This window comes from Citreicoccus inhibens (genome assembly GCF_019039035.1).
GTDB lineage: Bacteria > Myxococcota > Myxococcia > Myxococcales > Myxococcaceae > Citreicoccus > Citreicoccus inhibens.
In genome coordinates this window covers 112,626-129,096 of sequence record NZ_JAHNZT010000016.1, presented here as the reverse complement: position 1 = coordinate 129,096, position 16,471 = coordinate 112,626, and the positions used below count along the sequence as shown (strand labels likewise).

General features: G+C 70.8%; 4 protein-coding genes. All 4 read left to right on the top strand.

Annotated elements, in window-relative coordinates; all coding sequences use genetic code 11:
* From KRR26_RS19965 to KRR26_RS19950, 4 genes are read left to right on the top strand one after another with little or no spacing between them, the layout of a single operon-like run.
* Positions 1 to 5,541, top strand: a complete 5,541-nt coding sequence (locus tag KRR26_RS19965; RefSeq protein ID WP_217080562.1) for a type I polyketide synthase — start codon at positions 1 to 3, stop codon at positions 5,539 to 5,541.
* Positions 5,542 to 5,548: 7 nt separating this feature from the next.
* Positions 5,549 to 11,026, top strand: coding sequence for a type I polyketide synthase (locus tag KRR26_RS19960; RefSeq protein WP_217080561.1), 5,478 nt, complete (start codon positions 5,549 to 5,551; stop codon positions 11,024 to 11,026).
* Positions 11,023 to 15,333: a non-ribosomal peptide synthetase gene (locus KRR26_RS19955; protein WP_217080560.1), complete on the top strand. Its 4,311-nt coding sequence runs from the start codon at positions 11,023 to 11,025 to the stop codon at positions 15,331 to 15,333. The genes KRR26_RS19960 and KRR26_RS19955 overlap by 4 nt, the downstream gene beginning before the upstream one ends.
* Positions 15,333 to 16,433 (top strand): patatin-like phospholipase family protein, encoded by a 1,101-nt coding sequence (locus KRR26_RS19950; protein WP_120209764.1) that lies wholly within the window; start codon positions 15,333 to 15,335, stop codon positions 16,431 to 16,433. Before KRR26_RS19955 ends, KRR26_RS19950 begins: the two co-directional genes overlap by 1 nt.
* The last annotated feature ends 38 nt before the right edge of the window (positions 16,434 to 16,471 follow it).

Here is a 16,471-nt window from a genome sequence, read left to right as displayed (position 1 = left end):
ATGTCCGCGCACCCGAGCGATACCGGCTACGGCGACTTGATGAAGCGCGCGCTCCTGAAGCTCCAGGAGGCGCAGTCGCGCCTGGATGCCCATGAGCGTGCGAAGCACGAGCCCATCGCCATCATCGGGATGGGGTGCCGCTTCCCGGGGGGCGTGACGACGCCCGAGCAGTACTGGCGGCTGTTGAGCGAGGGGCGGGACGCCATCACGGAGGTCCCCGCTTCGCGATGGGACGTGGACCGCTTCTATCACCCGGACCCAGACGCGCCAGGCCGCGTGTCCAGCCGCTTCGGTGGATTCCTGGAGCGCATCGATGAGTTCGAGCCGCGCTTCTTCGGCATCTCTCCGCGCGAGGCGGCGCGGATGGATCCGCAGCACCGGCTCCTGCTCGAGTGCACCTGGGAGGCGCTGGAGGCCTCCGGCCGCAACCCCACCTCCTTGCAGGGCACGCGCACCGGCGTGTTCATCGGGATGATGGGGCAGGACTACACGCAGATCGCCACGCAGTCCCCCGAGCTGATCGATGCCCACACGGGGGCGGGCAATGGCGCGAGCGTCGCGTCGGGGCGGCTCTCGTACACGTTTGGCTTCCAGGGGCCCAGCCTCACGGTGGACACGGCGTGCTCGTCGTCGCTCGTCGCCGTGCACCTCGCGCTGCGCAGCCTGCGTCAGCAAGAGGTGGACTTCGCGGTGGCGGGCGGCGTGAACCTCGTGCTCTCGCCCGTGGCGACGTTGATTGAGTCGCGCGCCCACATGCTGTCGCCGGATGGGCGCTGCAAGGCGTTCGACGCGTCGGCCAACGGGATTGGTCGAGGCGAGGGCTGCGGCGTCATCGTCCTGCGGCGGCTGTCGGATGCGCTCGCGCACGGTGACCCCATCGTCGCGGTGCTGCGCGGCTCGGCCGTCAACCAGGATGGCCGGACGAGCGGGCTCACGGTCCCCAACGGGCTCGCGCAGCGGCAGGTCATCCAGGACGCGCTGAAGGATGCGCGCGTGGACGCGTCCCAGGTGGGCTACGTGGAGGCGCACGGGACGGGCACGGCGCTGGGAGACCCCATCGAACTGGAGGCCCTGGCCGCCACGTATGGCGACAAGTCCGCGCGGAGTCAGCCGCTGGTCGTGGGTTCGGTGAAGACGAACCTCGGCCACCTGGAGGGCGCGGCGGGGATCGCCGGCCTCATCAAGTCCGCGCTGTGTCTGTCTCGCGAGCGGATTCCCGCGCACCTCCACCTGCGAAATCCCTCTCCTCACGTGGACTGGAGCCGCCTCTTCATCGAGGTGCCCACCACGCTGCGGGCCTGGCAGGGCGCTGAGTCGCGCTTCGCCGCGGTCAGCTCTTTTGGATTCTCCGGCACGAACGCCCACCTCGTCCTGGAGTCCGCGCCGCGGCCCGCGGAGTCCGTGGAGCGCGAAGAGCGGCCCTGGCACTTGCTGGGGCTGTCGGCCCGAACGGCGGGGAGCCTGCGCGCGCTCTCCGGTGATGTGGCGAAGGTGCTCGGCGCGGAGCACACGGGCACGCTCGCGGAGGTGTGCCACGCGGCCAACCTGGGCCGTACGTCGCTGGAGGAGCGCGCGGCGTTCATCGCGCCCACCCCCGCGTCCATGGCCGAGGCGCTGCATGCCTTCCAGGCGGGACAGCCCACGGACCCTGGCGCCTGGGTGCAGGGACGCAAGGGCTTGGAGACTCCGCGCCTCGCGTTCCTCTTCTCCGGACAGGGGGCGCAGTACGTGGGCATGGGGCGTGAGCTGTTCGCCACGCATCCGGACTTCCGGAGCGACCTCCTCCGGTACGAGTCCATCCTGCGGCCTCACCTGGAGCGCCCGTTGACGCAGGTGCTCTTCGAGTCTCGCGACGGAGCCTTGGACGAGACGCGCTTCACCCAGCCCGCGCTCGTCGCCCTGGAGCTGGCGCTGGCGCGGTTGCTCCAGGCGTGGGGGCTCCAGCCGGACGCGCTCCTCGGGCACAGCGTGGGTGAGTACGCGGCGGCGCTGTTCGCGGGACTGATGGAGCCCGAGGAGGGCCTGCCGCTCGTGGCGGAGCGCGCGCGACTCATGCACGCCCTGCCGGAGCGCGGGACGATGCTCGCGGTGCTCGCGGACGAGGCGCGCGTGGCCCCGTTGCTGAGCGGTCATCCCCGCGTGACTCGCGCGGCGCTCAATGGTCCGCGCAACACGGTGCTGTCCGGGGACGCGGCCTCGCTCGATGCCCTGTCACGGTCGCTGGCCGCGGAGGGAATCGAGTGTCGACGGTTGAAGGTCTCGCATGCCTTCCACTCGCCCCTGATGGCGCCGATGGTCGCGGACTTCGAGCGCGCGGCGGGGCGGGTGGCCATGCGGGCGCCGCGCATTGCGATCATCTCGAACCTCGACGGCGAAGAGGGCGGAGAGGCGATGGCGCGTCCCAGCTACTGGGCGCGGCACGTGCTCGCGCCAGTGCGGTTCGCGGCGGGAGTCCAGACGCTCGTGCGGCGCGGCGTGCGCGCCTTCATCGAGGTGGGGCCCAAGCCTGTCCTCGTGGGCCTGGCGCGAGACGGCCGCGTGCCCGACGACGCCGTGTGGCTGGAGACGCTGCATCCCCGCCGCGGTGACTGGCAGGGCCTGTTGCGGTCCCTCGCGGAGCTGTACGTGAGGGGCGCCGAAGTGGATTGGGCCCGCTTCGATGGCGCTCCGGCGCGGCGGCGCGTGTCGCTGCCCACCTATCCGTTCGAGCGGCAGCGCCACTGGTTGGACGTGCCCGCGCCGTGGGCGCGTCAGGCGCCGCGTGCATCCGCGCATCCGCTGCTCGGGGCGCGATGGGACTCGATGGCGCTGCGCGAAGGCACCACGGTCTTCGCGGGGGAGCTGCGGGCCGGGTCGCTGCCCTTCCTGCGTGAGCACCGGGTGCACGGCAAGGCGGTTGTTCCCGCCACGGCCTTCGTGGAGATGGTGGCCTCGGCCGCGGCGCGGGTGCTCGGCTCGGAGTCCCTCTCGCTGGAGGAGTTCACGCTGCATCAGGCGCTCGTGCTCTCGGAGCAGCGCGCCACGCGAGTGCAGACCCTCGTGGAGCAGCGCGGGGAGGCGGGCTGGGTCTGCACCCTGGTGAGCAAGGAGGACGCGGGCGCCGAGGAGGGGGCGAGCGAATCGGCGGGTTGGCGCACGCATGTCACTTGCCGACTCTCGGTGCTCGATGCGCCCAGGCCGCGGGGCGATCGCAACGCGTGGAAGCGGAGCTGCCCGGAGCAGGTCTCGGTGGAGGACTTCACCGCCGCGATTCGCGAGCGTGGACTGGACTACGGCCCGTCGCTGCGCGTCCTCGAATCGTTGCACCGTGGGCGGCAGGCCGCGTTCTCTGTCAGCGAGGTGGAGGCCGGGCCCGACAATCTCCGCGCACATCCGGCCCTCCTCGATGCGTGCTTGAGGACGGCCGCCGCCGTCACGCCGTTGGCGCCCGAGGACCCCTTGCTCCTGCCGGTCGCGCTTCAGCGGATCGACCTGTACGAGCCGCTGCCCGCGCGCGTCTGGACGCACGCCACGCAGCGCTCAGCCCCGGGCGCGGCGGGACTGCCCGTGACGGACCTCACGGTGTGCGCTGAGGACGGCTCCGTGGTGGCCACGCTCACGGGCCTCACGGTCCGCAAGGCGGATCGCGACGCGTTGCTTCGCGGGCTGGATGGCGAGCTGCCGGATTGCGTCTATCGCACGGCGTGGAGCCTTGCGCAGGACCTCGCGGTGACGCGGCTCGTGGGTCAGCACTGGGCGGTGTTCGCGGATGCGGGTGGGGCGGGGGACCTCCTCGCAAGCCAGCTCACCGCGCGCGGCGCACGCGTCACGTGGGTGCACCGAGATTCGGAACAGCGCACCGCCCCGGAGCATCTGTCGGTGGACCCGTCCTCGCCGGAGTCCATCGCGGCACTCCTGGCGCGTTGGACGGATGCGCCGCCCCAGGTCTGTCTCTACCTGTGGGACGTCGACGCGCCACGCGACGCCGAGCCGCGGTTGGATGCGCTCGATGCGCCGCTGCTCCTGGTTCAAGGACTGCTGCGGGCTCCCTGGCGCGCGTCGCCTCGCTTCGTGGTCGTCACGCGGGGGGCGCAACGGCTGGGCATGGAGTCCGAGCTGCCGAACGTCGCGCAGGCCCCGCTGTGGGGCTTCGCGCAGGCCATCGCGACCGAGGCTCCGGAGCTGAAGTGCCTTCGCGTGGACCTCCCCGCTGAGCCGGTCGCGGAGGACCTCGACCTGTTGCTGCGCGCCTGTTCGCTGCCCGAGTCCGAGGCCCAGGTGGCGGTGCGCGAGCGGCGCCTGCACACGGCACGACTGGAGCGGATCCGTCCCCGCTCGGCGCCGAATCGCGACGTGGGGGTGTCACCCGACGCGACCTATCTCCTCGCGGGCGGGCTCGGTGGTCTGGGGCTTCACCTCGCCGGGTGGCTGGCGCGCAAGGGCGCGCGCCATGTGGTCCTGCTCGCAAGGCACGCGCCCTCCGAGGAGGCGAGCGTGCGGATCGCAGCCCTGCGCGAGCAAGGCGTCGAGGTCCGCGTGGCCCTCGCGGACCTCTCGGTGCGGTCGGAGGTCGCGGCGGTGCTGGAAGGGCTGCGCGCCGGGCCGCCGTTGCGCGGCGTCATCCATGCGGCGGGCGTGTTGCGCGACGGCACCCTGGGCTCGCAGTCGCCCGCACGTTTCCATGAGGTGCTGGCGCCCAAGGTGCTCGGTGCGTGGAACCTGCACGTGCTCACGCGGGATGCCGCGCTGGATTTCTTCATCGGCTTCTCATCCGTCGCCTCGCTCATCGGGACGCCGGGGCAGTCCAACTATGTCGCCGCCAATGCGTTCCTGGATGGACTCGCGCATCTGCGCCACGCGCTGGCGCTCCCCGCGCTGACGCTCAACTGGGGCTCCTGGGGCGAGGCCGGCATGGCCGCGCGCCTGAGGTCGGCCGACGCGCCGCCCTCCGGGGCGCTGGGCTTTGGCGCCCTCACCCTCGAGCAGGGCCTGGCGTTCCTGGAGCGACTGCTGGGCCGGGCGCAGGTGCAGGTGGGCGTGTTCCCGGTCGACTGGGCACGTCTGGCCGAGCAACTGCCCGGGCTCGCGCGCCAATCGCTCGTGCAGGGCCTGCTGGAGCTTCCCGCAGGGAGTCGGAGACAGGCGCCCGCCTTCCGCGCGCGTTGGGAGAGCGCACCTCCCGCGCGGAGATTGGAATTGCTGCGCCAGCACGTGGCGGGGCAGGTGGCGGCGACGCTGGGGTTGGCGGAGGCGGACGCGCCCACGGGCAGCGAGCGGTTGTTCGACCTGGGCTTCGATTCGTTGCTCGCCGTCGAACTCAAGAACCGCCTCGCGACGAGTCTGGGCCGGAGCTTGCGCACGACGCTCGTCTTCGACTTCCCCACGGTGAGCGGGCTGGTGGCGCACCTCGGGGAAGAGCTGGGGCTGGGAGACGCCGCGCCCAAGTCCGAGCCCACGGGGCGCCCGGTCCAGGACGTCATGGCGGAGGAGATTCAAGGGCTGTCCGAGCAGGAGCTGACGGCCCTCATCGATCAGGAACTGGAGAGCGCGCTCACGCGCTGAGGACCCGATGGCGAAACTGCCGACACGCATCTCGGAGCTTCCGGTCGTCAAGCTGGCCTATCTGGCGAACCAGCTCCGCGCGAAGAAGGACGTGCTGGCCGCGGAGCCCATCGCGGTCATCGGCATGGCCTGTCGCTTCCCGGGCGGCGATGAGCTGCCCGAGGCCTTCTGGCGCTTCCTCCGTGACGGAGGAGACGCCACGCGCGAGGTGCCGCGCGAGCGATGGAACATCGACGACATCTACGACCCCACCCCGGGCGTGAGGGGCAAGGTCTACACGCGTCGCGGCGCGTTCATCGAGAACGTGGACCTGTTCGAGCCGAGCTTCTTTGGCATCCCGCCGCGCGACGCGAAGGACATGGATCCGCAGCAGCGGCTGCTGCTGGAGGAGTGCTGGCGGGCGCTGGAGCGCTCGGGCATCCCTCCCGGCGGCCTCGTCGGGAGCCGCACGGGCGTCTTCGTGGGGCTGATGCACAACGACTACAACGTGCTCGGCATCACCGCGGGCGTGGAGATGCAGTCCGCGTCGCTGAACTACCCGTCGATGGCCGCGGGGCGCATCGCTCACACGATGGGCTTCCAGGGGCCGGCGCTCACCGTGGACACCGCCTGCTCGTCCTCGGCCGTGGCGGTCCACCTCGCGTGTCAGAGCCTGCGCAATGACGAGAGCGATCTGGCGCTTGCCGGAGGGGTGAGCCTCAGCCTCGCGCCCCTGACCATGATGTTCGAGTGCCAGAACCGCATGCTGTCCGCGGATGGCCGGTGCAAGGCCTTCGATGCGTCGGCGGACGGCTTTGGCCGCGGAGAGGGGTGCGGCGTCGTCGTCCTGCGGCGGCTGTCGGATGCGCTGGCGGCGGGAGATCAGATCCTCGCCGTCATCCGAGGCTCGGCGCTCAACCACGATGGGCGCAGCAGCGGGCTCATGGTGCCCAACGGGCGCTCGCAGGAGCGCGTCCTGCGCATGGCGCTGGAGAACGGCGGCGTGGAGCCGCACCAGGTGGGCTTCATCGAGGCGCACGGGACCGGGACCGCGCTGGGCGACCCCATCGAGATGGAGGCGATCCGCGCCGTCTACGGCCGGGGCGTCACGCGCGAGCGTCCGCTGTTCGTGGGCTCGGTGAAGACGAACATCGGGCACCTGGAGGCCGCCGCCGGCGTCGCGGGGCTCATCAAGGTCATCCTGGCGCTGCGCCACGAGAGCATCCCCGCGCATCTGCACTTCGCGACGCCGAACCCGAACATCCGCTGGGATGATCTGCCCGTCACCATCCCCACCTCCGCGCAGCCGTGGCCTCGGGGCGAGGCGCGCCGCATCGCGGGCGTCAGCAGCTTCGGCTTCAGCGGCACCAACGTGCACTTGTTGGTGGAGGAGTCCCCTGTCCTCGAACGCCCCGTGCCCGCGCGTGAGCGTCCGCTCCATGTGCTGTCCCTCTCGGCGAAGACGGAGGCCGCGCTCGATGCCCTCCTGGCCACCCACGTGGAGGAGCTGCCGAGTGACGACGCGGCGCTCGGGGACTGGTGCTACACGGCCAACGTGGGGCGCTCGCAGTTCGAGCACCGCGCGGCCGTTACGGGCGCCACCACCGCGGAGCTGCGCGCGGCGCTGAAGCGCCTGCGTGACGAGAAGGCGGCGCTCCCACGCGAACCCCGGCGGGGCATCGAGAGTCCGCGGCCCGTCTTCCTCTTCACTGGACAAGGCTCGCTGCGGGCCGGCGTGGGGCGCGAGCTGCATGACCTCTGGCCCGTCTTCCGCGAGGCCCTGCAACGCTGCTCGGCCGTCCTGGCGGGCCTCATCGTCCCCCGCCTGGAGGACATCCTCTTCGGGGACGAGGCGGCGCGGCTGCAAGAGGACGCACGTTGCGCCCAGCCCGCGCTGGTGGCGCTCGAGTTCGCGGTCTGCGAGCTGTGGGCATCGTGGGGCATCGTCCCCTCGGCGGTGATGGGGCACAGCCTGGGGGAGTACGCCGCGGCCGTGGTCGCGGGCGTCATGAGCATCGAGGACGCGCTGCGGCTCGTCGTCGATCGCGCCCGACTGATGAGCGATGCACCGGGTGACGGCGCGATGCTCGCGGTCACCGCGTCGGAGGATGTGACGACGCGCGTGCTGGCGCCCTTCGCGGAGGTCGTGTCCATCGCGGCCATCAATGGCCCCGAGGAAGTGGTCGTCTCGGGGAGCCGGGCCGCGATCGCCGACCTGGCCGGCGCGCTCGAGCGCGAGGGCGTGACGTGCAAGCTCCTGCGGGTCACCCACGCGTTCCACTCGCCGTTGATGGATCCGGTGGTGGGGCCTTTCGAGGCCTCGGTTCAAGGTGTGTCCCTCTCGCCGCCGCGCCTGCCCTTCGTCTCGACGTTGGAGGGGGGCCTTGTCACCGAGGCGCTCACGCGGCCGGGGTACTGGAGCCGCCACCTGCGCGAGCCCGTGCGCTTCGCTCAGGGCCTGGAGCGCATGCGGGCCCTCAAGCACGGGACGTACCTGGAGGTCGGGCCGGCGCCGGTGCTCGCGGGACTGGGACGCCGGTTGTTCGCGGGAGAGGACGCGCTGGCGTGGCTGCCGAGCTTGCGGCCCTCGGCGGGCGAGGCCGCGCAGCTCTTGTCCACGCTCGGTGGGTTGTACACGCGCGGCTTTGAGATCGACTGGGCCGGCTTCGATGCGCCCTTCGAGCGACGGCCGACGAACGTGCCGACGTATCCCTTCCAGCGCGAGCGCTACTGGCTGGATGTGGGCCCGGGGCGCTACGTGGCGGAGTCGGGCGGCGCGAAGGGAGAGTCCCATCCGCTGGCCGGTGTGCCCATGCCCCTCGCGGGCTCTCGCGAGACGCGGCTCTCGGCTCGCTTGAGCGCCTCCTCGCCGGCCTTCATCGCCGAGCACCGCGTGTTTGGATCCACCGTTCTTCCCGCCGCCTGCTACGTGGAGATGGCGCTGAGCGCCGCGCTGCCTCCCACGGAGCGCGAGCATCCACTTCAGCTCCAGTCCTTCGAGCTGGAGCGCCCGTTGGTGTTCGGCGACGGCTCGGTCTGCGACGTGCAGACGGTCCTCACCCCGGACGACGGCGGCGCGCGCTTCGAGATCCACGGGCGAGATGCCGAGGGGCAGGATTGGCAGCGGCTCGCGCGCGGTCTCATCGGGGACCTCCCCTCGCCAGGGACCAGGGGTGCGCTCGATGCGCGGTTCCTCGCGCGCTTCGGGGCACCCAGCTCCGCGGCGCCGCTCTACGCGCTGATGGCGAAGCATGGGCTCGAGTATGGCCCGTCGTTCCAGGCCATCGAGGAGCTGCGCTTCGAGCCGAGCGGATGCCTGGCGCGGATCCGCCTGCCGGATCAGCACGTCCTCGGCATGGAGGCGTACCGGCTTCATCCCCTCATCCTGGATGCCTGCTTCCAGACGGTCGCGGCCCTCTTCATGGAGGAGGCCCAGCGCTCGACGTCCCACCGCCAGCGCATGCCGGTCGCCATTCAGCGCCTGCGCTGGTTCCGGCGGCCCACCAGCGCCATCTGGGTGCACGCGCGGAACAACGGGAACGCGGACCCCTCGGTGGAGATGCTCCACATCGACCTGCGCCTCCTGGGCGAGGACGGCGAGGTCATCGCCGAGGTGGATGGACTCCAACTCAAGCGCATCGATCGGCAGGTTGTCCTCTCGGCGCGCCCGGAGGCCGCGCGCGAGGTGCTCCTGGAGATGGCCTGGAAGGAGCAGCCCGCGCCGCGCCAGGGAGGCCCTCTGCCCCAGGGTGGACGGTACGTGCTGGTGGCCGAAGAGGGAGCCGTCACGGACGCGCTGCGCGAGCGGCTGGAGGGCCCGTCGCGTCGCTGCATCCTCGTGACTCCAGGGGAGCGCTCCGCGCAGGACAGCGCGAACCGGTACGTGGTGGACCCTCGCGACCCCGCGGGCTTTGACGCCGTCTTCCGCGAGCTGGCCATTCAGAAGGAGCCGACCACGGTGGTCTGGCTCTGGGGCCTCGAGCGTCGCGTGGAGCGCGCAGACGCATCGCTGGCGGACGCGGCCATGGCGGGAGCCCTCGGGGCGCTGCACCTCGTGCAGGCCATGGCGCGGGCGAACTGGGCGCGTCGTCCGGCGCTGTGGTTCGTGACGCGTGGCGCGGTCGCCGCGCGGCCCGGCGACACCGTGAGCGGTCTTGCGCAATCTCCCGTGTGGGGACTGGGGCGCGCCGCCGCCCTGGAGCATCCCGAGCTGGGCTGCCGACTGGTGGACCTGGACGACAGCGCGGAGGCCCCCGCACGACTCCTGACGCTGCTCGGAGCGGTGCTCGAAGAGAACCTGCTGGCCTTGCGCGGGGAGCAGCTCCTCGCGGCGAGGCTCCTGCGCGCGGACAGGGTTGGCGCGAAGTCCGAACCTCCGCGGCTCCACGCGGACGGGGCCTACCTCGTCACGGGGGGCTTGGGCGCGCTCGGCCTGGAGACCGCCGCGTGGCTCGCGGACGCGGGTGCCCGTCACCTCGTCCTCTTGGGTCGAGGTGAGCCGGGCGAGCACGCGAAGGAGCGGCTCGCGGCGTTGGCCGAGCGAGGCTGCGAGGTGACGGTGGCCCGAGCAGATGCCTCGCGCCACGAGGACCTCCTGCGCGTCGTGGCGGAGGTCGCTGCCCGAGGACTCGCGCTGCGCGGAGTCATCCACGCCGCGGGTGTGCTCGACGATGGTGTGTTGCCTCATCAGGACCCGGCCCGCCTGGCGCGGGTGCTGGAGCCCAAGGTCCTGGGGGCGTGGAACCTGCACCGGGTCACCTCGGAACTGCCACTCGACTTCTTCGTCGTCTACTCGTCCGCGGCATCGCTCGTGGGCGTGGCAGGACAGGCCAACTACGTGGCCGCCAATACGTTCCTGGACGCGCTCGCCCATCATCGGCGAGCCCAGGGGCTGCCCGCGCTCAGCGTCAACTGGGGGCGATGGGCGGGCGCGGGCATGGCGGAGCGGTCGCGCGGCCGAGGGCAGGGGAGCGCGGAGGACGCCTCGGTGCTCCCCCCGCGTCGCGCGCTCGAAGTCCTGGAGGCGTTGCTCGCGCGACAATCCACGCAGGTGGGCGTGCTGCCTTTCAGCGCGACATCCATGGAGGCGCCGCCCTCGCCGGGCCACGGTCGTCTGTTCTCCGCGCTCGCGGCGGGAACGCCTGCTCGCGCGGCGCGCCTGACGGGCCTGTTGGAGGAGTTCAAGCGCGCGGATGCCGCACGTCGTCGCGGCCTGCTGACCCACTACGTGCAGGACCGTCTGGCCCCGCTGCTCGGATTCTCGCCCGAGCATGAGGTGCTCCAGCGACGCATCTCGCTCAACGAGATGGGGCTCGATTCGCTGCGCGCCGTTGAACTGAAGAACCGGATGGGTCGCGAGCTGGGGGTGGACCTGCCCATGTCGCGCTTCATCGATGGAACGGGCATCGACGGAATCGTCGAGTCGCTGCACGCCCAGCTCGAACTGAGCGAGCTGCTCGCGCGCACGCCCATCCCCGCCACCGAGGTCGAGGAGCTGACGCTATGAGAATGGGCGAGCTGCTCGCCGAGCTGAACCGGCGAGGACTCGAGGTCTGGGCGGAGGGTGACCTCTTGCGTCTGCGCGGCCCCAAGGGCGCCGCGGGGGACGACCTGCGCAAGGTACTGGCCGAGCACAAGGGCGAGCTGTTGGAGTTGTTGCGCGAGCGGCATCGGGTCCGCGAGGTGCAGCCCATCACCCGCGCGCCTCGCGACAAGCCGGCGCCGCTCTCCTTTGGTCAGCAGCGGCTGTGGTTCTTGGATCAGCTGGAGCCGGGCAGCTCCACCTACAACCTCGCGCTGCCGATGCGCGTGGAGGGCGCGCTCGACACCGACATCCTGGAGCGCTGCTTCGCGGAGATCGTCCAGCGCCACGAAATCCTCCGCACGTACTACGCGGAGGACGAGGGCGTTCCGGTTCAAATCGTGGACCCCGACCCTCGGCTCGAGTTCCGCGTGCTCTCCGAGGAGACGGTGCTCGCGCTCTGCCCCGAGGGGGTGGAGGCCTACCTGCATCGCGAGGGGCAACGCCCCTTCGAGCTGAGCCGCGACGCGATGCTGCGCGTGCTCGTCATCACGCAGGGGACCCAAGGGCAGCTCGTCCAGGTCTGCATGCATCACATCGCGGCGGATGTGTGGGCGCGCGGCATCATCATCCGCGAGCTGATGATGTTGTACGCGGCGTTCTCGCAAGGCGAGCCGTCGCCGCTGCCTCCGCTGGAACTCCAGTACTCGGACTTCGCGGTCTGGCAGCGCGGCTACCTGGTGGGCGAGGTGCGCCAGGGGTTGGTGGACTATTGGCGCAAGCAGCTCGCGGGCCTGTCCCCGTTGCAGGAGCTGCCCACGGACCATCCGCGCCCGCGCGTTCAGTCCTTCGCGGGAGGCGAGGTCCGCTTCGATGTCGAGCCCGCCTTGGCCGAGGGGCTCAAGGCGCTCGGCCACGCGGCGAACGCCACGCCCTTCGTGAGCATGCTGGGCGCGTTCTTCGTCCTGCTCCACCGCTTGTCGGGCCGCGAGGACCTGGCCCTGGGCGCCAACTCCATCAACCGCGGACGCCCGGAGCTGGAGCCCCTGGTCGGCTTCTTCGTCGACAACCTGGTGATGCGCGTGGACCTGAGCGGACGGCCCAGCTTCCACACGGTGCTGGAGCGCGTTCGCGAAGTGGTGCTGGGCGCGTTCTCGCACCAGGACCTTCCCTTCGACTTGCTCGTCGAGGAGCTCAAGCCGCCGCGCAACCTGGGCTTCAATCCGCTGTTCCAGACGGTGTTCTCGTGGACGCGAGAGGCGGGCGGGTTCACGAACCCAGCCGGCGCCAGGATGCTGCCGTTGGAGTTCGAGACCACGGCCTCGCGGTTCGACCTCAACTTCTTCGCCGAGGACCACGGCGAACGACTGACCGGGCGCATCGTCTTCAATCGCGAGCTGTTCGAGCGGGACACCATCCAGCGCTACGTGGCGTGCTTCCTCACGCTGATGCGGGCGCTGGTGACGGAGCCGCACCGCCCGGTCACCGAGCTGCCGCTGTTGCCGGTGGCCGAGCGGGCCCGCGTGCTCCTCGAGTGGAACGACACCCGCGCCGCGCCGCCTCGCGCGGAGTGCCTGCACGCGCTCTTCGAAGCCCGCGCGGAGCGCACCCCGGATGCGTGCGCCCTGGTCATGGGGGATTGGGAACTCACCTATGGTGAGTTGGATCAGCAGAGCGATCGACTCGCCGCGCATCTGCAGACCTTGGGCGTGGGGCCGGAGGCGGTGGTGGGGGTCTGCCTGGAGCGCGCGCCTCGGCTGATCGTCGGCCTGCTCGCGGTGCTCAAGGCCGGCGGCGCGTTCCTCCCGTTGGACCCTGACGAAGCCCCTGAGCGTCTGCGCCGGATCCTGACGGACGCGCGTCCGCACGTCCTGCTCACCTCGGGCGAAGTCCCCGGCGCGGAAGGCCTCACGGTCGTTCACCTCGATGACGAGGGCACGGGCCTGCCGAGCGCCACGGGGCGCCGCCTGCGCCGCGACGTCACCGCGGAGAACCTCGCATACATCCTCTACACCTCGGGCTCCACCGGGCAGCCCAAGGGCACCCAGGTGACGCACGCGAGCATCGTCAATTACCTGCGATGGAGCGCGGAGGCGTACCGACTCCCCCGGGGGGCGGGCAGCCCGGTGCTGGGCTCCATCAGCTTCGATGGCACGCTCACCAGCCTCTTCGCGCCGCTGTTGACGGGGCGCGCCTTGTTCCTGCTCCCTCGCGGACAGGAGCTGGAGCTGCTGGCCTCGCGCGAGTACCCCGAGCAGGGGCTGAGCTTCATCAAGATGACGCCCTCGCACCTGAGGGCGTTCGAGGGCCTGGGCCGCGCTCGCGAGGTGTTGGAGCGCACGCACGCGGTCGTCCTCGGCGGCGAGGGGCTCCACGGCGGGGACCTCGCGCGCTGGCGGGAGCTGGGCCTCTCCACGCGCGTCATCAACGAGTACGGCCCTACCGAGGCCGCGGTGGCCTGCTCGTTCTACGACGTGCCCTCCACGGGCGCGCCGCTTCCGGAGCGCATCCCCATTGGCCGTCCCATCACCCACACCCAGCTCTACATCCTGGATCGCCACGGACAGTTGGTGCCCCCAGGCGTGCCCGGTGAGCTGTACATCGCGGGCGCGGGACTGGCGCGAGGCTATCTCGGGCGTCCGGACCTGACGGCCGAGCGGTTCGTCCCCAATCCCTTCGCAGGCGAGCTGCCCGGGCAGTCCGGCTCCCGCCTGTACCGCACCGGTGACGTGGCGCGGCACCTGCCTGACGGGAACATCGAGTACCTGGGCCGGCTGGATGATCAGCTCAAGATTCGCGGCCACCGCGTGGAGTCCGGCGAGGTCGAGTCCGCGCTCGCCCGTCATCCGCAGGTGGTCCACGCGGCGGTGGTGCTGCACCGCGCGACGGGGGAGTCGCCGCGCCTGGTGGCTTACGTCCAGCCCACGCCTCCGAGGCCGGGCGACGCCGAGGACCTGGATGTGTCGCTGCGCCGATTCCTCCAGGGACAGCTACCCGAGTACATGTGGCCGTCGAGCTTCCTGGTGTTGCCGGAGCTGCCGCTCACGCCCAGCGGCAAGGTCGACCGCAAGGCGTTGCCTGCGCCCCGTCCGCGCGATGCCAGCCTGGGGGTTCGCTCGGAGGCCCGCACCGAGATGGAGCGCCAGCTGGAGCCGCTGTTCCGCGAGCTGCTCGGGCTCGACGCGGTGGCCCCCGATGCGAGCTTCTTCGAGCTGGGAGGACACTCCCTGCTGGCCATCCAGCTCATCGCGCGCATCCGGAGCGCGCTCGGCGTGGACGTGCCGCTCAACGAGATCTTCGAGCGCCCGACCATCGAGGGCCTCGCGCAGTGGCTCACGCGCGCGGACCGCCCGACCGCGCTCGCGGTGCGACTGCCCGACTGCATCGTCGCGCTCAAGCCCTGGGGCAGCAAGTCGCCAATCTTCTGCACGCCGCCGTCCGCGGGCAGTCCCGCCGTGTATGTCTCACTCGCGCGCCACCTGTCTCCGGAGCAGCCGCTGTATGGCTTTCAGATGCCCGGCGTCACGGACGAGAAGCCGGCCCTGGCTTCCATCGAGGAGACGGCCGCGCTCTTCGTGGCGGGCATGCGGCAGGTCCAGCCTCAAGGGCCGTACCGCATCGCGGGGTGGTCCTACGGCGGCATCGTCGCTTGCGAGATGGCGCGTCAACTCGAGGCCCAGGGTGAGCACGTCGCGCTGCTGGCCTTGATTGACGGCGCCTCTCTGGACCGCAAGGCCGCTCAGGACAGCCATGATGTGAAGGAAGCCGTCAGCACGGGCTCTCAGCTCGTGAAGGTGCTGGTCCAGACGCCGCTGCCGCGGGACTACGCGAGCCTGAAGCTGGTGGGCGAGTGGATGGGCATCAGCCTGCCGGACGCTCCAGGCGAGCTGCTCCGCCGCGACTCGGACGGCCATCGCAGCTACCTCCGGCGCTTCCTCCGCGACGTGCGGCGCACCGCGCGAAACATGCTCGTCACCCTGCGGGCGGAGCGCTCGTACACCTTCTCCTCGTACGAAGGCCACGCGACGTTGTTCCGCGCGGGGCCGTCGCGTCCGGGCAAGGATTCACTCGTCGAGAGCGTGCGCCGCTTCGCGCGCTCCGGCGTGGAAGTCATCAGCGTGCCGGGCAATCACATGACACTCATCATGGATGAGCGGAACGTGACGGTCCTCGCGCAACACCTGCAGAACTGTCTGGATGAGGTGGCCGTCGCGCTCGCCAGACAAGAACCCCGCCGCACCGAGCCCACCTTGACTCAGTGGACCGGTTCTTCCTCGAAGGAGGTCGCGTGATGCCGCACCGGATTCTCGCATTGGATGGAACGCCCGTGTCTGGGGGCGAGGGGTATGTCTCGGCAGGCATGCTGGGCGCGTTGCGCCAGCTGCTTGACGAGAGTGGAGACTCACGAGCACTGCTCAACCAGGTGGACATGTTCGTTGGCACCTCCGCGGGCTCGTTCAACGCCGCGTTCTTCGCCAGCGAGCAGGACCCGGACCGCGCCTTCGACAAGTGTCTCCAGTTCTGGGGTGAGGTCGTCTCCATGAACAAGAAGGGTGTCTCCCTGGCTCGCACCGTCCGGGCGCTGATGGGAGGCAGCTCGCTGTTGGATTCGAGCTACATGCGCGACTTCTTCTCCAGCTACTTCGGGCCCAACCTGAAGCTGGGGGACCTGAAGCGCAAGGTCGTCATCCCCTCGTTCCAACTCGACGGCAACCGGGGTGTCGTGCGCGCCTGGAAGGCCAAGGTGTTTCACAACACGGGTTCGGAGAACGACCCGGACATGAACGAGCTGGTGGTGGATGTCTTGATGCGCAGCGGCTCGCCGCCCATGTCGTATCCCATCTACCAGGGCCTCCGGGAGAAGGGCAGCGGCTACGTGGATGGCGGGGTGTATGCGAACAACCCCTCGCTCATCGGGCTCGCGCAGGTCATCAACGACGCGTCTCGCAAGAGCAAACACGAGAAGCTGGAGACGCTGGAGTCGGAGGCGCCCGACCTGAGCAACATCCTGCTGCTGTCCATGGGCAATGGCGTCATGCCCAGCTACCTCGACCCCAAGTTCCGGGACGGGACGGCCAACTGGGGCTTCAGTGAGTGGCTGCTCGACCTGCGCGACCCCATGGTCCTGGTGAAGATGCTGCTCGATGCCGGCTCGGACGCCGTGCACTACCAGTGCCGGATGATCCTCCGGAAGCAGTACCTCCGGCTGAATCCTCCGGTGGAGAAGAGCCTGTCCGCCACCGACCTGGAGCAGGTCGACAAGGTGCTCGTCCAACTGCTGAGCCAGCAGTCCACCCAGGATCTCCTCCAGCGCACGCGCCAGTGGTTGCAGCGCTCCGGCTGGCTGGGAGACGCCGCCGCGGGGACCCAACCCGCGCCCGCGGTGGGCTGAAGACCGCGAACCGTCCCCGAGCGTGAGTGAACACAGGA